A 22,992-nucleotide genomic window follows, 5' to 3' on the forward strand; every position below is an offset into this window, starting at 1 on the left:
GCTCTAAAAATAAAATATGCAGCTTCATCAAACATCGTATCCCTCCTTCTTTTTTACAATACCTACCTCATATTCCGAAAGAATTATTGTTGTGTTTTTATAGTTTACGTCATTACAAGGTACGTATGCAGTTTTTAAAAAATTTGTGGCATTTTTTTAGTAAGGAATGCGTCATGCTTCCTCTAAAGGGTCACTTTAATCCTTTAGAAAATGGAAGAATACAACCTTGTATTGATGCTATACAAGATCTTCAATCGTTATTTGCTAAAGAATGAGCTAAAGGTTAATAATCCTTTACCCGAGATAATAAATAGTAAACGATACATAAGTAAATTTAATGGGGGTTATGATGATGAGGGTAGCGAAGAAAATAGCCAAGATAGCAGGAATCCTTCTAGTTATACTAACTTTGTTTATGGGGATTGGATACGCTATTCTTGTGATTAATCCGTTCGGAAATAAACCAGGCAAGCCAGTTGCGGATATTGAAGACAAGGTGGAGATTTGGGGAGAAGAAGTGGCAGGTAATCATTCGGGAAGTAAGCTTGACGATATGAATATTAAGGGCAATCCTAACAGACTTTTGGCGACATTCAAATTTTCCACTGGCATTGTGGGAGAAGACTATAAAGACAATGAAGCGGCTATTGATACCTTTACCTATGTCCATGAAATTGAAGGGGGCTATGAAAAATCAACCTATGAAGATGAGCCCTATCTGATTCCTTATACGGTCGCGAACAGTGACAGTGCCGTCATTATTATGCCAGGTGGTGGTTATGGCTTTAAGGAAATGGATGGAGGAACAGCGGAAGGAAAGGAAGTAGCTGCATCATTAAATAAAGCAGGTATTAATGCATTCGTTCTCCACTATCGTTCCAATCCCTATGAGTGGCCTATTCCACAGCTAGATGTTCAGCGTGCCGTCCGATTTCTACGTTATCATGCCAATGATTATGGTCTCCATCCAGATCGAATTGGTTTAATAGGTTTTAGTGCTGGAGGCTATCAAACGGGTAGCTTTATTAACCTTATTCAGGGAGAAAATCTGTTTCCTGCTAGTTATCAGCCTGATGCCATTGATGCTGTTGATGATCAAGTAGCATCTGCTGCTATGATTTACCCTGCATTGACGTATCGCTATAATGTGCCCATGCTCTTTGCTTCTTTTAATGATGAAGATGTCAGAAATCCAGAAAAACGTGAAGAGCTCTTGCAGCAGACAGATTTATCTACGCATTTCAGAACAGCTCATATACCTCAGTTTATAGCTTATGGGACAAAGGATTTAGCAATCGGGGTAAAAGGTCCACAGGAATATATCCAATCTGCACGAAACGCAGACACGGATGTGACTGTGATAGTAGCAGAGGACCAGAATCATGGCTTTAAGCAGGAATACTATATGCGAGCGTATCTTGAATGGGTAAAGAAAATTTTTGCTTCTTTATAATTTGCTTTAAAAGAGCTCAAAGATTTTAGTAAGTGTTATTTTATATGGTTTAAAGTAAAATAGTAGTAAGGAAATATAGAGTTGATATTAAACCTTTGGGTATCCAACCTGGACATTTATTTGATGAGATATATTTTGGTAATCTTATCAACTTTGAAATAGAAAACAATCAACTTGTTGCAAAGCTCGGAGGACAAATCTCTCCTGTAGGAGGATATATAGGGGATATTCAAATCACCTATATATTCAAAGACAAAATGTATCAAGTAAAATCAGTTGAATTTATACCTCATGAATAAAGAACGGTCTTCGACAAATCGGGCGCTTTCCTTGAATTGTGCTTTTTCAGTACAAAGCACTAAGTAGTTTTAGAATAAAGTCGTACTGTCTATAAAGTTTAAAAGTTGGAATTGTAACTTCTAAATAGGATTGTAGCAAAAAGAATCAGGAATTTTATCAGACAGGATGAACAACAATTGGGCGCGATTCTGTAGCAAGGATCAGCGCTCGTTTTCATTAAAGGGCCATTTAATTGAATAAAATACAATTGTAGGTTTGTAATAAAGTTTGATTAAATTAATGGATATCAACTTTGAAATGAGAATAGATCTAAAGAGCATGTTTTGAAAAAATATTGATCAAAACATGCTCTTATTTAATGTAGCAGATTAAAATCTATCTAAAAAAGTTTAATTATTTTTTAAACCCTAGTTGTACTATTGGCCAATTTGTTTAAGTACAGGTTTGTAATAAAGTTTGATTAAAAGCACCTCATGCCACCATTCAAATTCATATTTAAGAAGCAACCATTGAATTAGATGTACTCAAGCGATATTTTGCAACCTCATCCGTCTAGGATTTATTATTTCTACCATGGTGTTTCAGTTTTATGTTCAATAACTTGTACTACTTTCGGTTCAACAGCTTTTAACATTTGTTCACTTGAACGATTGCTTTTAGGAACATCATTATTATTTTCACCTTGAATTTGTCCTTCAGCCTGTGTATTTGCAATCACATCAATCACTTGTTGTTTAGAGACATTTTTAGATGCTGCAATCTCGACAACAGATTTACCTTTTGCTAATTCTTGTTTTAATTCTGTTGGGCTAATTTTTAGTAAAGAAAACAGTTTTTCATCGTTTAAAAAAGAATCAGCAGTATAATCAGGCTTACCATTTGTAGAGAAAAAACCTTCTACTTTATTGTTTAAAGGTGTAGTCTCACCTCCGATTAGAGAAACACTGATTGTATTGTCTTGAACAAATACCTGGTAGAAAGGTGTTTTTGATCCCTTTTTGGTGTAATTCAACATAAACGTTTTTTGATTCGGGTTCTCCATTTGCTCCATAGCAAACTCGTACTCTTCGATGTTGCCAAACATTTTATCAATTAGATAATCTACCTTCGACCTGATTTCCTGATCGGTTAAGGCAGTGAGTGGTTTCTCCTTTGGCTCCCAATTCTCCTGATTCACGTGTTCAAGCGCACCTGTAATACCGTTTGTATGAAGGGAAATCTTTTTGCCAATTCCTCCTTTTTCCTGCAGTATGATGCTTGTTTGGACACCTTGAACCTTGCTTGCATTGATAATCTCAAATGATTTTGTTTCGGGAAATGCGTTATACAGCTTCTCTAGTGTTGCTTTGCCAACCTCATCCACCTTGACTTGTTCAACAGTCATTGGTGTTCTAGTAAGCATTTCAATCAGGTTAGGGGCCGCAAATGCTGCGGTTGGAATCAAAATCGCAGTAGCAACTAATCCACTAATTAATCGTTTTTTCATATTTATTTCGCTCCTTTTTCGTTGGAAATATTGAGAATAGGATTGTTCTATTCGTTTGGAAATGGCCGGAGGGCATTCCATAGTTTCTGCCTCTTTGTGCAGATATTCACGGATTTTACGTTCAATTGGCATTGATTTCTTCCATCCTTTCTGGGGGGAGATTACTTAAGTTTTTTCGTAGCACCTGAAGGCCAGCATGATACCTGGACTTGACTGTACCCAGCGGAATTTCGAGCAATGTCGCTATTTCCTCAAGTTTATAGTCGTGAAAAAAGCGGAGGACAATCACCGATCGTTGTTTATCGGTCAGTTTTTGGATTGCCTGTGTTATCATTTGCTTCGTCCCATCCATCAACACAGAAGGTTGATCCCAATGAGGCTCTTCCTGAGAAAAGGCACGGATGCGTTCAAAAATTCGGAATCTCCGCCAGCTCTTGACACGAAATCTCTGCACTTGACGGATTACCAAGCCGTTTAGCCAGAAGTGGAAAGGTCTGTTTGTATCGTAGTTAGCAAGTGATGTCCACATTTGCATATATATCTCATTCATGACATCTTCCCGATCCTGCTGATGATCCACCAGAAAGGAGACTGTCCGGTAGACGTCCTGATAGGTGGCATCATACATCGTACGAAACGCCTGTTGATCACCTTCCTTCATTTTTTGGAGTAATTGGTACATATATTCATTTTGCATTCAGAGGATCCTCCTAAGTAAGCTTACACACTATATTGTCTCTTTATCAAAAAAAGGTTCGGTTCTTTGTTTTTTTGCAAACAGCTGAGTGTCGGCGGCCATCAATCAGGAAGACAATCAGGAGTACAACGACTCTATGCCAGCCGAGGTTCATTTGCTAATAAGCAATCAGGGGATAAACGTGATAATTGGATCATCAATGACTATTTCTGTGAGTGGGAAAGAAAAGAGCTTGGATTGGCCAAATAGTGGTGAATTATCATCGTACAATCGAACATTATTTTAATAGCACTTACACAAGTTGGTTTTCAATTCTAGATTTACGTGAAGGTACACCAAAGCGTGAACATTTTAGTAGTGAAGAAGAATTTATTAGAAGACAAGGAATTCCGATTTTACTGGCTTTTTCTTGTTTGAAGTAAATAAATTTCCTAATATTGATTCTTGAACTAATAAGGGCTTTAGTCAATAATGATCTTCCACAATCGGCCGCTTTCCTGGAAACAAGAAAGTTCCTTTTAGATTAATTAGAGTTCGAAACTATCACTATTTTTTAGGGTGTTGAATATCCTTATATGAAAAAATCTTGCATTGAAATAATAAAATTTATCTTTTATTTATTTGAATATTCGGTTTTTGTTGTTGATAATCCAGAACAATCTCCTTTATTGCTGTTGGAAGAAACAATTGTCATTGCTGATGAATTAGGTCTAAAACATCCTCCAGACTCTAAAACGAATGAGCCAGTGTAAAGACAACGATTGTTATAACAACGAGTTATTGAAAAGTTTTAGATTGAACGAGTTTATTACGAGCGAAGGCTAATTGATTGGGTCATTGCAACAGATTAGGAGAGTACTAGAGAAATGGCTCGGAATATTAGCTATATTCATGAAGGTATGATTAGTTTGTAAAATAAGAGTTGGGGAGGTATTTTTGTTCAAACTTTATTTTAAAGCAACATCTTATATTTACTGTAGCAATAAGTAGACAAATCTCAACAAAGGAATCTAAAGTTCCTGGTACAAAGATTTTAGTAAGTGCTATTTTATATGGTTTAAAGTAAAATAGTAGTTAGGTATTTCACCATCAACTCAACTAATCTGATTAGTTGAGTTTTATGTTTTTATAGAAAAGCTACTAAAATATTGTAAAGAAGATGTGATGATTAATGGGGAAAATTGCTATATTAGCAGAGAAACCATCTCAAGCAAGAGCATATGCAGACGCCTTTAAAGTGAAGCAAAAAGAGAAAACCTTTATTGAACTGGAACCTTGTGCTACTTTTCCTCATGGTGCAGTTATTACCTGGGCGGTTGGTCATCTTGTTGAATTAAAGGAGCCGAAAGAATATCAAAAGGAATGGGAGAAGTGGTCGCTTGCTTCATTACCGATCATTCCGCAAAAATTTGAAGATAAAGTGGTCTCTAAAATGTATCCACAATTCAATGCAGTCAAAAAAATCTTTAGTGATCCCCAAGTAACAATGATTTATAACTGCTGTGATAGTGAACGTGAGGGTTCAAATATCTTCTACTCCCTTTTGAAAATGACAAAAGTAAATAAGCCAGTTAAACGATTATGGATCAATTCATTAGAAGTGGAGGAAATCCGAAAAGGTTTTAATCATATGCAAGGTAATGAGCGTGATTTGCTTATGTACCAAGAAGCCAAAACGCGTCAAATTAGCGATTGGCTAGTAGGTATGAACTGTAGTCGCCTCTATACGCTACTGTTGCAGAAAAAGGGCTTCAAGGGCAGTATCTCCATCGGACGAGTACAATCGCCAACCGTCTATTTAATTTATAAAAGACAGCAGGAAATTGAACAGTTCAAGCCTGAAAAATTTTATGAAATCGAAGGGGTATTTAAAGCTCAACATGGTGTATATAAAGGGAAGGCGAAGCTAAAGACAAAAGAGCGGGCTGAGGCAGTGCAGTTATTGCAACAGCATGGGATTGAACCGAATGATACAGGTCTCATTACAAGTGTCACGAACAAAACGAAGCGGATGGCACCACCTAAACTACATGCGCTATCAACTTTACAAGCGGCTGCCAATAAACGTTGGAAATACAGTCCATCACATGTGTTGAAACTTACGCAATCACTTTATGAGAAAAAACTCGTTTCTTACCCACGTACCGATTCACAGCTCATTACGCATAATGAGTTTGCTTATTTAAATGAATCATTAGGAAACTATCAGCAGCTCGTGGGAAAAGCATTTCAACCAATCAATAGAGGGAAGAACAAGCGCTATGTCGACAGTGCCAATGTTGGGGAGCACTATGCGATAATTCCAACGAAAAAAATACCGACCGCCAAAGCGTTGCAATCCATGAATGCTGATGAACGAAATATTTATTTTGAAATCCTCAATACGACACTCGCTATGTTTCATCAGGATTATGAATACGATGAAAAAACGATTATCACGAATGTCAAAAATGTAGAGTTTAAAACAGTAGGGAAAACAGAGCTTGTCAAAGGCTGGAAAGAATTATTTTCAAATGAGACAGAGGTGCAGGCGCGTGAGGAGTCTTTACCTGTTGTCTTCCAAGATGAGCTGGTACAAAGTAAGATTGCTATACTAGAAGGCACGACAACACCTCCGAAGCCCTATACAGAAGGTCAACTCATTACGATGATGAAAACCTGTGGTAAATCGGTTGAGGATGAAGAGGAAATCGAGGTGCTGAAATCGATTGAAGGGATTGGGACGGAAGCAACTCGAAGTGGCATTATCGAGACGATTAAGAAGCATGGATTTATTGAAGTACGAAAAAATATCGTGAGCATTACACCGAAAGGACAGCTTTTATGTCAGGCAATTGAAGGAACATTACTGTCAAGTCCTTCCATGACGGCCAAATGGGAAATTTACTTACATAAAATTGGCCATGGGGAAGGCTCTGCCAAGCATTTTATTGAGAGCATAGGCAAGTTTATTCATCAACTAATAGCAGAGGTGCCTAAACAGTTAGAGTCACTGACAATTGAAGCAGAGCAGTTTAAACCAGCTGTGGTCAAAGATATTGCCATGTGCCCAGCATGCAAGGAAGGGAAAATAGGCTTGCGTAAAAGCTTTTACGGATGTTCGAATTATAAAAATGGTTGTAAGCAAACGTTCCCACAAAGGCTATTAGGAAAAAAACTAACGGAAAAAAACATCCTTGATTTATGTAAGAGTGGGAAAACTGCTATGATGAAAGGCTTTAAATCAAAGAATGGCAAACAATTTAATGCAGCCCTACGTTTGGTAGAAGGAAAAATTGAATTTGAATTTAAAGAAAAGTAAATGCTGTTAGTTTCAAAGGACTTCCAACATGAAAGTAGGATAGTGTGTTTGTATAGGACATGCTATCCATTATTAAGTAAATCAGTCACCTAAAAGGAGCGATGTAATGACGACTATAAAAGAAATTGGCAGCTTATGTCTGACGGATAGTGATGGATACATAATTAATCATGCAGATTGGAATAAAATCAACCCCATTTTTCTTGCTGTCATCAACGATGTGGTTCATACCTATCGCACCCTTCTCCAAGATGACTTACATAGCATTTATATAAGGGGATCGATTCCAAAGGGTATAGGTATTGAAGGAGTAGCTGACTTAGACACGATAGCGGTCACGAAGCATAAGCCTAAAAAACAGCAGGTAAAGCGGATAAAAGAAGTAGAACAAGCGTTAACTCAAAACCATCATTGTGTAGATGGGATTGAGCTAAGTGTATTCGGCAAAGAAGATATTTTAAATACGACATCTTTTTCAATCATTAGTTTCATCCTCCAAACCCATAGTATATGTGTCTTTGGAGAGGATTTAATACCTCGATTACCAAGATATAAAGCGAACGAGGCTTTAGCGAATGACCACCTTATTCATTTGCAGGGGCAAATAAAAAATGCCTGTGATGATCTTCAAGATAATTCGGATAGAGAGGATATTAAAGATTGTTGTAAGTGGATTATGAAAATTATAGTAAGAGCAGGGCTTGCACTTGTCATAACAAAGGAAAACACCTATACAAGGGATTTATACCCCGCCTATAAACGGTTCTCAGAATATTTCCCTGACAAGGAAAGCGACATGAGAAGGGCACTTGAATATGCAATAACACCCATAATCGATACGAACGTTTTGTTATTGTTTTTAAATGAATTTGGAACGTGGATGGTCAGTGAAGCGGATAAATGGTTACAATTCTATAACCCTACTAGAGAATTAAACATGAAAATCGTATAACTTTCGAGACAAATAGAGAAAGGTAATCACATTTGCGTTGTGATTACCTTTTGTTGTTAATTGAAATTTGGTGTTTTGCTTTATCTTTCAAAAGGGTTGTCAATATAAGGGCCTTTAAGGGTAATACGCATTAACTGGGTCGCCATAAATTTGGGGGTATAGGGCATATCATTTTCTAACCACCAGACGATTACTTCAAGAAAGGCGGCTGCATAAAAACGGACGGCCATTTCGCGCGGCACGGTCAGCTTTTGGTCGTCAGGCTCCATCATTTGAATGCCGCTCGAGACAAAATTGATAATAATGTCTTTAAGGCCATCGGAGAAATAAGGGATATTTTTTTCTGTGAGATAGACCTTGTATAGCTTACTATTCAGCGCTATTTGTTCAAATAAATGCATAAATGTCTCATGTGGCTGGTCATAATTTGGTAATAAATCAAAATCCTTCTTCTCTTCGAAGGGTGGATGGATGCTACTTACAAGCTCATGCAAGGCTTCTTCTGAGCTTTGATAGAGAAGGTCTAATTTATCACGGTAATGTAAATAAAAAGTGGCACGGTTTAATGTAGCCCGTTGTGTAATATCTTGTACCGTAATTTTTTCATAGCCTTGTTCATCAATTAATGCCACTAGTGCATCTCTTAATAATTGGCGCGTTCTGATGACACGAGGGTCCATTTTTTTCGACATTTTGAAGCTCCTTGTATTAAATTTTCTATTTAAACAACAGTCCGATTGCAAGTGTTGTGAAAGCATCATTATGGGCTTTGGTGTTGTTTGCCCTTTTTCAATTGCGCGTTATAATTATATTAACGACACCGTGTCGATAATACAACTAGTTGTTAACGTGTTCACGAATTGTTCATTTATATAGAAGAAAGGGAGTTTTATGATGGGTCGTTTAAATGGGAAAGTAGCAATTATTACAGGAGCAGCAATGGGAATGGGCGCTTCTGAGGCAAAACTATTTGCACAAGAAGGCGCAAAGGTCATTGCAACAGATGTACAAATCGAGCCCTTGAATAATTTAGTAAAAGAAATTAAAGAAAATGGTGGGGACATTATTGGTCTTCAACATAATGTTACTTCTGAGGATGAGTGGAAAGCAGTGATTGCCGAGGCTGTAAAGGCATATGGCAAAGTGGATATCCTCGTCAACAATGCGGGCGTTTCATCACCTAAAACAATTGCCAACATGGAAATGGCTGAATGGAATAAAATTATGGATATTAACCTGAATGGTTGTATCATTGGCATGAAATATGTGATTCCTGAAATGCAAAAAGCTGGCGGTGGTTCAATTATCAATATTTCTTCGATCGGTGGAATCGTGGGAATGGCTGGTACAAGCCCTTATACAGCAGCAAAAGGAGCGCTTCGTGTGCTTTCTAAATCGGCTGCGATTGAATATGGTAAAGATAAAATTCGTGTGAATTCTGTTCATCCAGGCATTATTGTAACACCAATGACAGCGCCCACGATGGAAGAGGGCGGTGCATTGCCATACTATCAAGCTTACACGCAATTACCATACTTCGGTGAACCTGAAGATGTAGCTTATGGCGTAGTGTTCTTAGCGTCAGACGAATCCCGCTTTATGACAGGCGCAGAGCTCGTAATCGATGGCGGCTGGACAGCCATTTAATCCAATAGCAAAATCAAAACTAGGCATCACTCGACGTGAGCCTAGTTTTTTATATCCACAGTCACTCCATAAAGGCCTCAGGAACGAGCGAAAAACCTCATAAATAAAAGAAAAAGCCTTGCTGAAGGAATCAACGATACATACAAAAATAGCACAGACATAGTGCATATTTGTGCATATCATAAATGGAGTAAGCGTTTTCTTCATTTATATAGAAGAAAGTCAAAATCGAAAATTTCACGATTATGTCAACGTCACGAAAAAAAATTCACAAAAACCTTAACTATTTCATGTGAAATCCGTATAATAAATCAAACAGTACGAAAATTGTCCATATTTCTCGAAAAATTGCGTGAATTTTTTAAATTGTATTGACGTAGGAAACGATAATTTGTACACTGTGTACAGTCAATTGTTTTGTGGAGGAATACAATTAATTTGAAAAAGTTAGGATTTGATAGATATGATCGTGTGTAAATTTGGTGGAACATCTGTAGCAAGTGCAGAACAAATACAAAAAGTAGCAAACATTGTAAAATCTAATCCGGCGCGTAAGATTGTTGCCGTTTCAGCACCAGGGAAACGTTCTGGTGACGATATAAAAGTAACTGACCTATTAATACAATTAGCAAATGCAGCGTTACTACAAGAGAATACAGAGGAAAAATTGCAAACTGTTGTGGATCGTTTTAGAGCGATTGCTGATGGTTTGGGGCTAGATAATGCCATTTGTGACGTAATCGCAGAAGATTTACGTGAACGTGTACAAGGTGACAAAACAAATGTGGAATTATTCATCGATAGTATTAAAGCAGCAGGTGAAGATAATAACGCCAAGCTTATTGCAGCTTACTTTAATGCCATTGGTATGCCCGCACGCTATGTCAGTCCTAAAGAAGGTTTAGTGGTCAATGATTTACCAGAAAGAACCTTTGCATTACCTGAAGCGTATGCTAATTTAGCCCCTTTAAAAGACACAAAAGAAATTATTGTGTTCCCAGGGTTCTTCGGTTACACTAAAGCGGGCGTATTGCGAACATTTGACCGCGGTGGCTCTGATATTACAGGCTCTATTTTAGCAGCAGCCGTTGAAGCGGAGCTGTATGAAAACTTTACGGATGTGGATTGTGTGTTCTCCGCGAATCCGAAAGTCGTCAACGATCCAGTGGAAATTAAAGAAATTACGTATCGCGAAATGCGCGAATTATCATATGCAGGCTTTTCAGTGTTCCATGATGAAGCGTTAATGCCTGTCTACAAGATTGGGGTGCCCGTTAACATAAAAAATACAAATAATCCATCAGCCCCAGGTACACGTATTGTACCAAGCCGTCCTGCAACAGGTCGTCCAGTTACAGGTATTTCGGCAGACAGTGGCTTTTCAACTTTATATGTCTCTAAATATTTGATGAATCGTGAGGTAGGCTTTGGACGTAAGCTACTCCAAATTTTAGAAGATGAAAATATTTCTTATGAACACACACCATCTGGTTTAGACGATATTTCTGTCATCATGCGTTCGAATCAACTAACACCAGAAAATGAAGCACGCATTCTTAGTCGTGTGAAAGAAGAGCTACATGCAGAGTATGTAGAAATGCGTCACGGTTTTTCCATGATCGTGATTGTGGGCGAAGGGATGCGTCATAACACAGGATTAGCTGCCCGTGCTGCCACAGCGATTTCAAAAACTGGCGCAAATATTGAAATGATCAATCAAGGTTCTTCTGAAGTGAGCCTCGTGTTTGGTGTCCTTCAGGAATATGAAAACCGCATTTTACAAGCGTTATATGAAGAGTTTTTTGCCCATGCAAAAGCATAATGACACAATCGTCACTAATCCAAGTGTTTCTTGCTTGGATTAGTGTTTTCTTTTTGCCGAGAATACGGTAAAATCGAGGGCGTACATAGTTGGGAGGGTTATTCGTGAAGAATTTAACAATCGGTATGCTTTTTTCAATCATCGGGATACTTTTTGTCTGTTTAACGATTATGGATATTTTACCGTCATCGACAAAAACAATGAAAATTGTTTACATAGGCATTGGGTGGGTCTTTATTATCGTCGGCTCTGTCATCCGCTTTAAGAATCTCAAACAAAAGCAGCAATAACACTTTGAAAATGGAATTGTGACAATAGCCAAAGTTATGATACAATTTCAAAGAAAATAAATAATTTGAGTATTATGAAGTTGTTATTCTGTACAAATGTTCAGAAGGTTCAAATTTTAATAAAGAATCGACCGTACAAATTCTTCTTTGTAAGAATTTGTTTTTTTATGTTCCGTCATAACTTTATCGCGAGGAGGCGATTGATTGCCTATACTTACTAAGGATTGCATTCATATTTTTGACAATTATGTTGCCCTTCAAACAGCTTCAGCCATGAAGGTTGTATCCTCAGCCATGCATAACCCAGGCTTTGGTCATTATACGCATCTGATGAATCGAACGGTGCCTATTACCTATGATGAACGACAGCCACATCAGGAATTGCTGCAGTTTTTGCAGGCACAGCATTTCCCGCATGACAATACAGTGGCTATGATGACGGCTGTCCAAGCCAAGTTTGCGACTATTCGTGACTTTACATATGAGGGAATCCACCTTGTCATTATGATTACCGCAGGGCTTGGCAATGCGGTGGATATTACCCGTGCTTTTCAACGAGAGGAGCAGTACCATGCAGGCACCATTAATACTTGGGTGCTGATCAATGGCAAGCTGTCTGATGAGGCACTTTTTCAGGCAATGATTTCAACTACGGAAGCCAAGGTCAAGGCTTTAGTAGATGAGGGTGTTACAGATCCTACGACAGGCACGCTAGCTACAGGTACATCTACTGATAGCTTGCTTATTGCCTCGACTGAAGAAGGGGACTTCCATCAATATGCAGGTCCCATCACTATGCTTGGTAAGGTCATTGGCTATGGTGTTTATGAAACGATGTGTGAGGCGGTTAGGAAATACAAAAAAGATAAAGAGGAGAGGTCTAAATGATTGCTATCGTGATTGCCTGCATCATAGGGCTTATTTTTGATTTAGTAGTAGGGGACCCTCCGAAGCTTCCTCATCCTGTACGCTGGATTGGACACTTGATTCAATCGCAAACAGCTTTATGGAATAAGGGCAAATGGCGCAAGCTACGTGGGACAGTGATGGCACTTGCTGTTGTTGGCACGACCATGTTTGTGGTGACGCTAATTCTATTACTAAGCTATCAGGTGAGTATCATTTTTGGCATCCTTGTAGAGGGTCTGCTGATTGGTATCGGACTGGCACAGCGGAGCTTGAAGGAGGCGGCGATGGCTGTCTATGAGCCGCTTGTCAAAGGGGATTTTGCCGAAGCACGAGTTAAGCTATCTTGGATTGTCGGACGTGATACCGATAAACTAGGTGAGGATGAAATTGTGCGTGGTGTGGTAGAAACGGTTTCTGAGAATACAAGTGATGGTGTGACAGCTCCACTCTTTTATGCCTTTCTATTTGGGGCAATTGGTTTATGGGGCTATAAGGCTGTCAATACCTTAGATTCGATGGTGGGCTATAAAAATGAAAAATATAAAGACTTTGGTATGTTTTCAGCCAAGCTTGATGATGTCCTGAATTTTATTCCAAGTCGCATTACAGGCTTACTGATCGTGCTTGGTACGAAAAATGAAACAGATCGTTCGCTTGGCAAGCGCTTAAAGCGTTGGGTACAGGACGCTAAGAAGCATCCTAGTCCAAATAGTGGCTATTTAGAGGCAGCGACTGCAGTGCAGCTTGGTGTACAGCTAGGAGGGAAAAATACGTATCAGGGCGTTGTCTCTCATCGAGCAATTATGGGGGAAAAATTAGTGCCATTAACGAAAGAGCATATTGCAACGTCCATTATTCATATGCGTATTGCCACAGTGCTGTTTGCGCTTGTTATGTTAGCAGTGGAGGTGTTAATTTATGCGGTTACCTAATCACGGAGCAAATCCGCAAAATGTTTATCAGCAATTAGGCTTAACGATGCCTGAGGTGGTGTATGATTTCAGCGAAAATGTCAATGCGGCAGGACCACCAGCCTTTGTGGAGGCACGTTGGCGTACTTTTTATCCACTAATTCAGCGCTATCCAGATCCAGATGGGGAGCCTTTTTTAACGAAGGTTGCTGCTTTTCATCAAGTAGCAAAGAATACGATTTTACTAGGCAATGGGGCTTCAGAGCTTTTTAGTGTACTAGCAAGACGCTATACCAATAAGCGTGTTATCATTGTGCATCCAACTTTTTCAGAGTATGAGCGAACATTGCGTGCAGCAGGTGCTACGATCGTTCCTATTGTCGTGACAGATTTTATCAATTACACATTGCCATTAGAGCAGCTACAGCAGGAAATGTTGACGGCAGATGCTGTATATCTTTGTACACCTAATAATCCAACTGGCGTACTGCCAAATAAGGAAGATTTACTTGCCTTAATCGCACACGGAGCAATCGTTAACTGTGAGCTTGTTATCGATGAGGCATTTATGGATTGGGTAGATGAGGCGCATTCGCTGATTCAGTTTAGTGCACAAAACCCACATGTTATTGTCGTTCGTTCGATGACTAAAATGTATGCGATTCCAGGTTTACGACTTGGGTATTTGGTTGCGCATGCTACAATTGTGAGCGCCTTAAAAGAAATGCTACCGCATTGGAATTTAAATGCCTTTGCGCTTGTAATTGGGGCAAGCTGTTTAGACGAGCAGCACTATTGTCAGCAGGCAATTACCTATGCCTCAGCGCAAAGGGAATGGCTGCATCGTTACTTACAGGACAATGGCTGCCAAGTAACGAATAGTGTGACGAATTATGTGTGCTTCTCCTTACCGAAAACACAGCAAGCGGACGCCTTTTTCACCTATTGTCTTGCACAGGGTGTTGTGCTGCGTCACACAAAAAACTTTCAAGGCTTGCAGGGTGAGTGGTTCCGTATTGGCATAAAAGACATTGCAGCCATGACATCTTTACATAATTGTCTACAAACGTGGTTTAACCTAAATAAGGGGAGAGAAAAGTGACAACTTTTTATCTAGTAAGACATGGGGAAACACAATGGAATCAGGAGCATCGACTACAGGGGTGGCTGGATTCTCCATTAACGGAAAACGGTAGAGCAGCGGCTGAAAAACTTCACAAGCAACTGCAACAGATTCCTTTTACCGCTGCTTATTGTAGTTCAAGTGGTCGTGCAAGAGAGACGATGGCTATTTTGATGGCCAATCGCAAGCTGCCTATTGCCTATGAAGATGATTTACGGGAGATCTTTTTAGGGAAATGGCAGGGGCAGACAATCGACGATATACTGGCGACACATAAGCTTGATTATGAGCTATATACGAACTACCCTGCGCAGTTTGTGGCGAGTCATACAGAAAGCTTTGGAGCTGTAACAGAAAGAGCGATGTTTACATTAAAAAAATAGCAGCCCAACATCACAATGAAACGATCCTCATTGTCTCCCACGCTGTAACGATTAAATGCATTATCAATGCTATTTTACAGCGCAGTATTAGTGAGCTATGGGCGGCCCCATACATTCATGGGACAAGTGTGACAGTGATTGAACGGCAAGGTCAACAATGGCTTGTGAAGGATATTGGTAATTTACATCATTTACAATAGGAGGTGTCCTACATGGCGCTTATTTTTATTACAGGTGGTGTACGTAGTGGTAAATCCCATTTTGCCGAGCAAGCAGCGCTTCAGCATTATGAGGCACAGGCATGTACAGCGAAACGCTTGCTCTATTTGGCTTCGGGTATTGCCTTAGATCATGAAATGGAAAAAAGAATCTTACGGCATCAGGCAGATCGCCAGGCACAGCCTGTACAATGGCTGACGGTGGAGGCTCCCTATGCAATTTCTGAAGTATTTGAGACACTTCAGGATGGAGATGTGGTGCTGTGGGATTGCGTGACAACTTGGCTGACCAATGCTTTTTACGAAGGCTATGACAAGGGGACACCCTGTTTACAACAGCCTGGTTGTTTAGCTAAGAAGCTACAGGCCGTCAAGCAGGCGATCCAATCACTACTGAAGAAGGATTTGACTTTTTTTGTGGTATCCAATGAACTGTTTGATGAACCTCCTTATGCTAGTGATGAAGTAGAATTATACCGACGAACGCTCGGACAGTTCCATCAATGGTTGGTTTCTATGGCACAGGAGGCCTATGAAATGAACTATGGCATTGTAAAGAGATGGAAATAATCAAGAAGGAAGGCAAGAGGATGAAAAATTTTTGGCATAGCCTCCTACTGGCATTTCAATTTTTTACGGTATTGCCAGTACATAAAGAGCTTCCGCTAACAAGGTCCACCATCACAGGCATGTTTGCTTGCTTACCGTGGATAGGTGCTTTAATGGGAACAACGGTGGCAGCTGTGCTTTATAGTCTTATGCAGTGGACAGCCAGCAGTGAAGTGATGCTAGCTTTCACTGTGATAGGGCTATTTGCTTTATGGACAGGTGGTTTGCACTTAGACGGCTTTATTGATATGGGCGATGCCTATTTTTCCTATCGAGATCGAGAAAAACGATTGGAGATTTTAGATGACCCCCGTGTGGGAGCGTTCGGAGTATTGGCTGTGGTGTTTTTATTAATGGGGAAATTTGTTATTCTACATGAGCTTTTTGTGCAGCAGAAGTTCGACTTGTGGATGGTACTATTCGTTCCATTTCTAACAAGGGTGGGCATGAGCTTTTATTTTATGTCACTCCAGTGCTCAAAGGAAAAAGGTCTTGCTTATTTTTTTAAGTCTCATATGAATGCTAATCGATTAAAAGTGATCATGCTGTTATCGCTCGTATTGGCGATGACGTTTGTTTTTATCAGCACGCAGTTCTTACTTCTTCCTGTTGTCCTAGTCGTCGTTTTAGCCATTGCACTTTTTATTTTTCGACAATTTACGTTGCGTAATTTTGGTGGAGTATCTGGCGATTTATTGGGTGCCTCCATTGAAGGGATGGAGGTTGTGCTATGGGTGACATTGTTACTGTGTGCTTAATACGGCATGCGCCTACAAAAGAGAATCTTGAAAAGCGTTACCTTGGGTGGACGGACGCACCATTAGCAGATACAGCCAAGCTTGCTGTTGTAGATGCATTGGTTAAAAAGGTATATGGCAGTGATCTAAAGCGCTGTCGACAAACGGCTGCTCATTATTTTCCCAATGCTAGCTACCAGGCAGAGGCATCCCTTCGAGAGACGAACTTTGGTGCATTCGAAGGGAAAACCTATGAGGAGCTAAAAATGGATGCTCACTATCGGGCATGGATAGATGATCCAATCCGTACACCCCCTCCACAAGGTGAGGCATTCGATGATTTTATGAAACGTGTTGTAGATGGATTTCATTATTTACCGAAAAATGAGGATAGCTATTATTTAGTGGTTCATGGTGGGGTTATTCGTGCCTTACTTGTTGTCTTTGCGCCAACAGAACAGCCCTTTTGGTCCTATCAAGTGCCACATGATAAACAATTTGTTTTAACATTTACTAGAAAGGCTTGGGAGGAGGGAGCACGATGCATGTCTTTATCGGAGGTGCCTATAACGGCAAAACCGACTATGTGAGGCGCTTGTATGAACCGCAACAGATGGTTATGATTGCTGGCGAACTACCTGAGGTAGCGCCCGCCTGTGATGTCCTTGTCCTAAAGAACTTAGAAAAATGGCTTGTGACACAAAACTTGGAGGAAGATGAACAAATCGTACAAAAGGTGCTAGCCACATTACAAGAGCTTGAACACCATTGTACACTCGTACTTATTGTGACGGATATGGGGCGTGGGGTTGTGCCAATGGAAAAACAAGCCCGACAGCTACGCGATACCTGTGGTCGACTATACCAAGCTTTGTTCAAGGAAGCGGAGCAAGTTGTACGGATTTGGTATGGAATAGCTGAGCCATTGAAGTAAAGTTGACATTCAACAGAAAAGAGGGAATGAAATGGAACGACAAAAATTAAGAAAATTGATTTTGACGGCGATGGTAGCGGCCATCTGTGCAGTAGGAGCAATGATTAAGGTACCAGCGTTTATTTCAACGGCTGCACTGGATTCGGCTCCTGCCTTTTTAGGTGTTGTCTTTCTATCCCCCATCTTAGCAGGGGTTGCTGGATTAATCGGCCATTTTATTACAGCATTAACATCTGGATTCCCCCTAGGACCTTTACATATTATTATTGCGGTAGAAATGTTGATTGTCGTATGGGTCTTCGGAATGATGCATAAAAAAGGCATGCACTTTTGGAAATGGCCAGTTGCCTTAGTATTAAATGGTATTGTTGCGCCACTACCATTTTATTTTATTATTAGTCCAGCATTTTTCTGGGGTGCTTTAGGTAGTATTCTAATGGCAACGGTGATCAATTTAATCATTGTTGCGGTAGTAATGCCCGTCCTCTCAAAGGTTTTTGTGCGTAAGGAAGGTCGTGCACAGTGAGAAATGCGATGAAAGTAGGGGCATTCATTGCGACCATGGATAATGCCGCAGCCATCGGACAAAAACCGCAAGATGTTGTGTCGGCACCAGACCAATTGACAGCCTACATGACAGCCCGTGTAACGTTTTTAGAACAGCTTGCTGCACAGGCACTACCTATTCAAGTTCTACTTGCGAATTTTTCTGGAGATGCCGCATGGTCTCGCTATGAAAAAGGTATACAGCAAGTGTTTGCAGAGGCAGGTCTTACATGCCCAGCCATTACGGGGAGTACGGAATCCAATATGCCTACATTGCAGTCAGGCTTAGCTGTTACGATGCTTGGAGAAATTCAGCAGCAGCGTCGAGCATTTGACCACGATCAGCTTAGCTGGTACACCTATGGCCTGCCGCTTGTGGGTGAAGAGGTGTTGGCACAGCCTGAAGATGTGGCGCAGTTGCTGCCTGTTTTCAAGGCATGGCAGTCAGAAATTGTTCAGCAAGTATGGCCAGTCGGATCGAGGGGGGTGCAAGGAGAATTTGCCCGTCTGTTTGGGGAGCGACATGTGGAATGCGCCCTTGATGGTGCAAAATCAGCAGGCCCCTGTACAGTCATTTTGCTAGGCATTTCTCCAGACAATGAGTCACAGGCACAAAAAATTTTCCTGCGAAATTTTGAGAAACTACGCATTTCTGAAAAGTGATGGGGCTTGTTTTGAGCAAATGATCGCATCTTGGGACAGGGCTAGATAACCCAGAGCAAGTGTTATTTTACTTCGATATGATTCTTGCTCTGGGTATTTCCTTACTTATTGACAGGATGACGCTGAATCTAAAGTAGCTGGCTGTTGCTTGTAAAGGAATAGGCCCGCTCTGAAAGGTGAGGAAGTCGCTCTTAAGCAGAGCAACCCGCTCCAAAGTAAATGAAAGCCGCTCATAATAAGTGGAACTTCGCTCTAAAAAGTCACCACCCTCCAAAATCTGCTTAGAAATTAGATTTTTTCTCCTTATGAAGACACTACACCACAATCAAACCACCCCAATAATATTACGAGACCCGAAAAATTATTTATCAAATGGGAATGATTTTCAGTTATAATAAGGAACGAATGGGATTTAAATAGAACGGAGACGAATGTATGCAGGCAGTTAAACAATTAGGGCAGTATTTGGGGCCTTATAAATTTTTCACGCTGATTGCACCGTTATTGATGGTGCTAGAGGTGACGATGGATTTAATTCAGCCGACCATCATGCAACATATGATTGATACGGGGATTGCCAATGGGGATAATCGTTACGTATTGAATATGTTTGTGTGGATGCTTGGCAGTGCAGTGCTTGGACTTATTGGTGGGGTTGGTTGCTCGTATTATAGCTCGAAGGCGGCGATTCATTTTGCCTCGGATATTCGACAGGCTCTTTATGAGAAGATGATGACTTACTCAGCCAAGGAGCGAGATGCTTTTACAACGGGGAAGCTGATTACGATTTTAACGAGTGATGTGGAAAGTATTCAGCGTGCCTTTATGATGACGCTGCGTATTTTTGTGCGTGGGCCCTTGCTCTTTATCGGCGCAGTGATTATTGTGTTTGTCACAGCACGTGAGCTTTTTTCCATATTGCTCATTATCGTACCATTGTTGGTTATAGCGATGTATTTTTTTACGAAGTATTCGGGTGTATTGTATCGTCGTGTTCAGGAGGCCATTGATGCCGTCAATACGAAGCTACAGGAAAATTTGGCGGGTATTCGTGTAGTTAAAGCCTTTCGCCGTGAAACACAGCAGGTAGCACAGTTTGGAGAATTAAATGAGGCGTTGACGAAACGTTTTATTACAGCTGAGCAAATTGTCGGCGTGCTTGTACCCTTTACGATGTTTGTTGTCAATCTAGGGATTGTAGCTGCGCTTTGGCTTGGAGCCATTAAGGTAGACGCGGGTACGCTGCAAGTGGGCGTTATTCTTGCATTCATCAATTATTTAACGATTATTTTAAATGGACTGATGTCCTCTAGTATGGTGCTGATGCAAATAGCGCGAGCCTTGCCTTCAGGAGAACGCATTGTGGACGTGTTAAACAAAGAGATTGCTGTTAAGGAAGCGGAACATGTGCTGACCGATCCAATAAAAGGGGCCATTGACTTTGATCAGGTGAGCTATCGTTACTATGAAACAGCTGAGGATGTCCTCAAAAAGATTTCATTTTCGGTGAAACCAGGGCAAACGGTCGGCATTATTGGGAAAACAGGTAGTGGTAAATCGACGCTGGTGAAGCTATTACCTCGCTTATTTGATCCCTCTGGTGGCGAAATCCGCATAGACGGAAAACCGCTAAAATCCTACTCACTCGCAACACTACGTGAGCATATCGGATTTACCTCACAGAAAGCATTATTGTTCTCTGGACCGATTGAAAAAAATATTCGTCTCGGTAAGGATGATGCTACAGCTGAGGACATACAACAGGCATTAGAGGCGGCCTGCGCCAGTGAATTTGTAGAGCGACTTGATAAGGGCTTAGCACATGAATTATCACAGGGTGCTACGAATCTTTCGGGTGGGCAGAAGCAGCGCCTTGCATTGAGTCGTGCGTTTATTCGAAAGCCTGCTATTTTGGTGTTGGATGATACAACGTCAGCGTTAGATAGTGCATCAGAACAACAAGTGCAGCGAGCTATTGCCACCTATTATCAAGACACAACGACCTTCATCGTAGCGTCGAAAATTGCCTCCATTCAGCAGGCAGATGTTATTTTGGTACTAGAGGATGGCGACATTGTTGGGCAAGGAACCCATCAGCAGCTTCTACAATCAAATGCGCATTATCAAGCAATTTATGCGTCACAGCAAAAGGCTGGTGAACAAGGGTGAGTCAAGGTCAACCAAAGCAAATGAATTTTGGACGTGGACCGCGTATGGGGGGACCAGCTGAAAAGGCGAAAAATCAAAGGGAGACATTGTCACGTGTGTGGCATTATGTCAAGCAACAAAAAATAGGGCTGTTTTTCTCTATCTTTTTTGTCATTGCCTCGACCTTTTTAAGCCTTGCAGGGCCCTATATGATTGGGCATATTATTGATGATTACATTATGAAAAAGGATATCGACGGAACGATTCGTTTAGGCATCCTGTTGGCCGTTATTTTTTCAGTAGCCTCTATTCTGACATGGCTGCAAACCTATGTCATGATTCATGTGGCGATGAAAACCATTCGGACATTGCGTCTGGAATTATTTCAAAAGCTTCAAACACTGACATTACGTTTCTTTGATCGGCGTGCACTTGGGGATTTAATGAGCCGTGTGACCAACGATATTGATAATTTAAATACAGCACTTGCGCAAAGTGTTACGCAAATCGTGTCGTCCATTTTAACTGTAATCGGTGTCAGTATTGCCATGTTTACATTAAGCTGGCAATTAGCAATCGTGACATTGATTATTATTCCGCTAATCGTTTTCACAACCAAGCAAATCATTAAACGCAGCAGTAAAAATTATGCAGCACGACAACGGGATCTTGGGAAGCTGAACGGCTATATTGAGGAAATGATTACAGGTTCGGAGGTACTTACGCTTTTTGGTAGGGAGCAGCAAACGATTGATACGTTCCATCAGCAAAACGAAAATCTACGAAACTCTGCCCAACGAGCAGAAATTACCTCTGGCTTACTAGGTCCGATTAATAACTTTATGAATAATTTAGGCCTTGCTGTCGTCATCGGAACAGGTGCCTTTTTAGCAGTAAAGAGTATTGTTACAGTGGGGATTATTGCCGCCTTTGTGACCTATACACGGCAATTTTTCCGTCCGCTTAATCAGCTATCTAATCTATTAAACACCTTCCAGTCTGCTATTGCTGGGGCAGAGCGTGTTTTTGAGATACTAGATGAACCCTCAGAGGTAGCCGACAAGCCTAATGCTATCAAGACAGCATCGCTCAAGGGGGATGTTGTTTTCAAGCAAGTATCATTTAGCTATGAGCCAAATAAGCCTGTGTTAAAAAACATTGACTTCCATGCCAAGGCAGGAGAGACATTTGCTCTTGTTGGCCCAACAGGCTCAGGCAAAACAACGATTATCAATTTATTAACACGTTTTTATGACGTCGATCAAGGTGAGATTTTAATTGATGGGCATAATATTGAACACTATCAGATGGCGACGATTCGCCAAAGAGTTGGTGTGGTTTTACAGGACACCTATTTGTTCTCGGGAACGATTCGTGAAAATATTCGCTTTGGTAAGCTAGATGCGACAGATGAAGAGGTTGTGGAAGCGGCAAAAATCGCGAATGCCCATCATTTTATAAAATATTTACCTGCCCAATACGAAACACCCGTGCAGGCAGGAGGAGCCAATTTAAGTCAGGGGCAGCGTCAGCTTATTGCGATCGCCCGTGCAATTTTAGAGAATGCCGATATTTTAATTTTGGATGAAGCCACATCTAGCGTGGATACCCAAACAGAGGTCGATATTCAAAAAGGCTTACAGCATTTAATGCAGGGACGCACAAGCTTTGTCATTGCCCATCGTCTGAAAACAATCGAAAATGCCGATCAAATCCTCGTGATTCAGCAGGGAGAAATTGTCGAGCAGGGCAATCACCAAGAGCTGATGCAGCAGCAGGGGATCTATCGTCATCTTCAACAAAAACTATTGTTAGAGCAGGTAGAATAGGGAATAATAAAGGTACATCTTCCAGAGGGCGAGG

At 40.7% G+C, this 22,992-nt stretch carries 23 protein-coding genes and 1 pseudogene; 21 read left to right on the forward strand and 3 right to left on the reverse strand.

Going from position 1 to position 22,992, the window contains the following annotated elements:
• The first annotated feature begins 352 nt into the window (after positions 1 to 352).
• Together LBYS11_RS09230 and LBYS11_RS23545 are read left to right on the forward strand one after the other, a co-directional pair.
• Positions 353 to 1,453: an alpha/beta hydrolase gene (locus LBYS11_RS09230; protein WP_103117922.1), complete on the forward strand. Its 1,101-nt coding sequence runs from the start codon at positions 353 to 355 to the stop codon at positions 1,451 to 1,453.
• A gap of 95 nt (positions 1,454 to 1,548) precedes the next feature.
• Positions 1,549 to 1,752, forward strand: a complete 204-nt coding sequence (locus LBYS11_RS23545) for a hypothetical protein (protein ID WP_103117923.1) — start codon at positions 1,549 to 1,551, stop codon at positions 1,750 to 1,752.
• A gap of 569 nt (positions 1,753 to 2,321) precedes the next feature.
• Here the strand turns inward: LBYS11_RS23545 and LBYS11_RS09240 are convergent.
• Together LBYS11_RS09240 and LBYS11_RS09245 are read right to left on the reverse strand one after the other, a co-directional pair.
• Positions 2,322 to 3,371: a hypothetical protein gene (locus LBYS11_RS09240; RefSeq protein WP_181574663.1), complete on the reverse strand. Its 1,050-nt coding sequence runs from the start codon at positions 3,369 to 3,371 to the stop codon at positions 2,322 to 2,324.
• Positions 3,361 to 3,936 (reverse strand): sigma-70 family RNA polymerase sigma factor, encoded by a 576-nt coding sequence (locus LBYS11_RS09245; protein ID WP_103117924.1) that lies wholly within the window; start codon positions 3,934 to 3,936, stop codon positions 3,361 to 3,363. Before LBYS11_RS09245 ends, LBYS11_RS09240 begins: the two co-directional genes overlap by 11 nt.
• Before the next feature lie 251 nt (positions 3,937 to 4,187).
• On the opposite strand from LBYS11_RS09245, the gene LBYS11_RS09250 reads away from it, so the two are divergent.
• The 4 genes from LBYS11_RS09250 to LBYS11_RS09260 all read left to right on the forward strand — a co-directional run bounded on the left by LBYS11_RS09250 (position 4,188) and on the right by LBYS11_RS09260 (position 8,189).
• Positions 4,188 to 4,358 carry a hypothetical protein gene (locus tag LBYS11_RS09250; RefSeq protein ID WP_233732624.1) on the forward strand — a complete coding sequence of 57 codons (171 nt, stop codon included), beginning with the start codon at positions 4,188 to 4,190 and terminating at the stop codon, positions 4,356 to 4,358.
• Between the two features lie 153 nt (positions 4,359 to 4,511).
• Entirely contained in the window at positions 4,512 to 4,688 is a 177-nt protein-coding gene (locus tag LBYS11_RS23050) for a hypothetical protein (protein WP_158651945.1), read from the forward strand.
• Positions 4,689 to 5,107: 419 nt separating this feature from the next.
• On the forward strand, positions 5,108 to 7,237 hold the full coding sequence (topB, locus tag LBYS11_RS09255) for a type IA DNA topoisomerase (protein ID WP_103117925.1): 2,130 nt from the start codon (positions 5,108 to 5,110) through the stop codon (positions 7,235 to 7,237).
• 106 nt (positions 7,238 to 7,343) lie between these two features.
• On the forward strand, positions 7,344 to 8,189 hold the full coding sequence (locus tag LBYS11_RS09260; RefSeq protein ID WP_103117926.1) for a nucleotidyltransferase: 846 nt from the start codon (positions 7,344 to 7,346) through the stop codon (positions 8,187 to 8,189).
• 80 nt (positions 8,190 to 8,269) lie between these two features.
• On the opposite strand, the gene LBYS11_RS09265 is transcribed toward LBYS11_RS09260, so the two are convergent.
• The gene (locus tag LBYS11_RS09265; protein ID WP_103117927.1) at positions 8,270 to 8,881 is read right to left on the reverse strand and encodes a TetR/AcrR family transcriptional regulator; all 612 of its coding nucleotides are present in this window, start codon (positions 8,879 to 8,881) and stop codon (positions 8,270 to 8,272) included.
• Between the two features lie 202 nt (positions 8,882 to 9,083).
• Between LBYS11_RS09265 and LBYS11_RS09270 the strand changes: the two genes are divergently transcribed.
• The 15 genes and pseudogenes from LBYS11_RS09270 to LBYS11_RS09340 all read left to right on the forward strand — a co-directional run bounded on the left by LBYS11_RS09270 (position 9,084) and on the right by LBYS11_RS09340 (position 22,958).
• Positions 9,084 to 9,836, forward strand: a complete 753-nt coding sequence (locus LBYS11_RS09270) for a glucose 1-dehydrogenase (protein WP_004228793.1) — start codon at positions 9,084 to 9,086, stop codon at positions 9,834 to 9,836.
• Between the two features lie 463 nt (positions 9,837 to 10,299).
• Positions 10,300 to 11,658 carry an aspartate kinase gene (locus tag LBYS11_RS09275; protein ID WP_048390622.1) on the forward strand — a complete coding sequence of 453 codons (1,359 nt, stop codon included), beginning with the start codon at positions 10,300 to 10,302 and terminating at the stop codon, positions 11,656 to 11,658.
• A gap of 104 nt (positions 11,659 to 11,762) precedes the next feature.
• Positions 11,763 to 11,948, forward strand: coding sequence for a hypothetical protein (locus tag LBYS11_RS09280; protein WP_048390624.1), 186 nt, complete (start codon positions 11,763 to 11,765; stop codon positions 11,946 to 11,948).
• Positions 11,949 to 12,152: 204 nt separating this feature from the next.
• Positions 12,153 to 12,836, forward strand: coding sequence for an adenosylcobinamide amidohydrolase (locus LBYS11_RS09285; protein ID WP_103117928.1), 684 nt, complete (start codon positions 12,153 to 12,155; stop codon positions 12,834 to 12,836).
• Entirely contained in the window at positions 12,833 to 13,789 is a 957-nt protein-coding gene (gene cbiB / locus LBYS11_RS09290) for an adenosylcobinamide-phosphate synthase CbiB (RefSeq protein WP_103117929.1), read from the forward strand. Before LBYS11_RS09285 ends, cbiB begins: the two co-directional genes overlap by 4 nt.
• Entirely contained in the window at positions 13,776 to 14,870 is a 1,095-nt protein-coding gene (locus LBYS11_RS09295) for a pyridoxal phosphate-dependent aminotransferase (protein ID WP_103117930.1), read from the forward strand. Before cbiB ends, LBYS11_RS09295 begins: the two co-directional genes overlap by 14 nt.
• Positions 14,867 to 15,474: pseudogene (locus tag LBYS11_RS09300) on the forward strand (histidine phosphatase family protein). The gene LBYS11_RS09295 and the pseudogene LBYS11_RS09300 overlap by 4 nt, the downstream one beginning before the upstream one ends.
• A gap of 12 nt (positions 15,475 to 15,486) precedes the next feature.
• Positions 15,487 to 16,062: a bifunctional adenosylcobinamide kinase/adenosylcobinamide-phosphate guanylyltransferase gene (locus tag LBYS11_RS09305; protein ID WP_048390634.1), complete on the forward strand. Its 576-nt coding sequence runs from the start codon at positions 15,487 to 15,489 to the stop codon at positions 16,060 to 16,062.
• Between the two features lie 20 nt (positions 16,063 to 16,082).
• Positions 16,083 to 16,859 carry an adenosylcobinamide-GDP ribazoletransferase gene (cobS, locus tag LBYS11_RS09310; protein ID WP_103119072.1) on the forward strand — a complete coding sequence of 259 codons (777 nt, stop codon included), beginning with the start codon at positions 16,083 to 16,085 and terminating at the stop codon, positions 16,857 to 16,859.
• Entirely contained in the window at positions 16,832 to 17,428 is a 597-nt protein-coding gene (locus LBYS11_RS09315) for a histidine phosphatase family protein (protein ID WP_103117931.1), read from the forward strand. Before cobS ends, LBYS11_RS09315 begins: the two co-directional genes overlap by 28 nt.
• A complete protein-coding gene (locus tag LBYS11_RS09320) occupies positions 17,380 to 17,772 on the forward strand; it encodes a bifunctional adenosylcobinamide kinase/adenosylcobinamide-phosphate guanylyltransferase (RefSeq protein WP_103117932.1) in 393 nt (130 codons plus the stop codon). The genes LBYS11_RS09315 and LBYS11_RS09320 overlap by 49 nt, the downstream gene beginning before the upstream one ends.
• Before the next feature lie 31 nt (positions 17,773 to 17,803).
• Positions 17,804 to 18,298, forward strand: coding sequence for an ECF transporter S component (locus tag LBYS11_RS09325; protein WP_103117933.1), 495 nt, complete (start codon positions 17,804 to 17,806; stop codon positions 18,296 to 18,298).
• Positions 18,295 to 18,981, forward strand: coding sequence for a hypothetical protein (locus tag LBYS11_RS09330; protein ID WP_233732640.1), 687 nt, complete (start codon positions 18,295 to 18,297; stop codon positions 18,979 to 18,981). Before LBYS11_RS09325 ends, LBYS11_RS09330 begins: the two co-directional genes overlap by 4 nt.
• Positions 18,982 to 19,416: 435 nt before the next feature.
• Entirely contained in the window at positions 19,417 to 21,150 is a 1,734-nt protein-coding gene (locus LBYS11_RS09335; protein ID WP_103117934.1) for an ABC transporter ATP-binding protein, read from the forward strand.
• Complete coding sequence (locus LBYS11_RS09340; RefSeq protein WP_103117935.1) at positions 21,147 to 22,958, forward strand: ABC transporter ATP-binding protein; 1,812 nt, start codon at positions 21,147 to 21,149, stop codon at positions 22,956 to 22,958. Before LBYS11_RS09335 ends, LBYS11_RS09340 begins: the two co-directional genes overlap by 4 nt.
• Positions 22,959 to 22,992 lie beyond the last annotated feature (34 nt).

The sequence above is a fragment of the Lysinibacillus sp. YS11 genome (assembly GCF_002896375.1).
GTDB lineage: Bacteria > Bacillota > Bacilli > Bacillales_A > Planococcaceae > Lysinibacillus > Lysinibacillus capsici.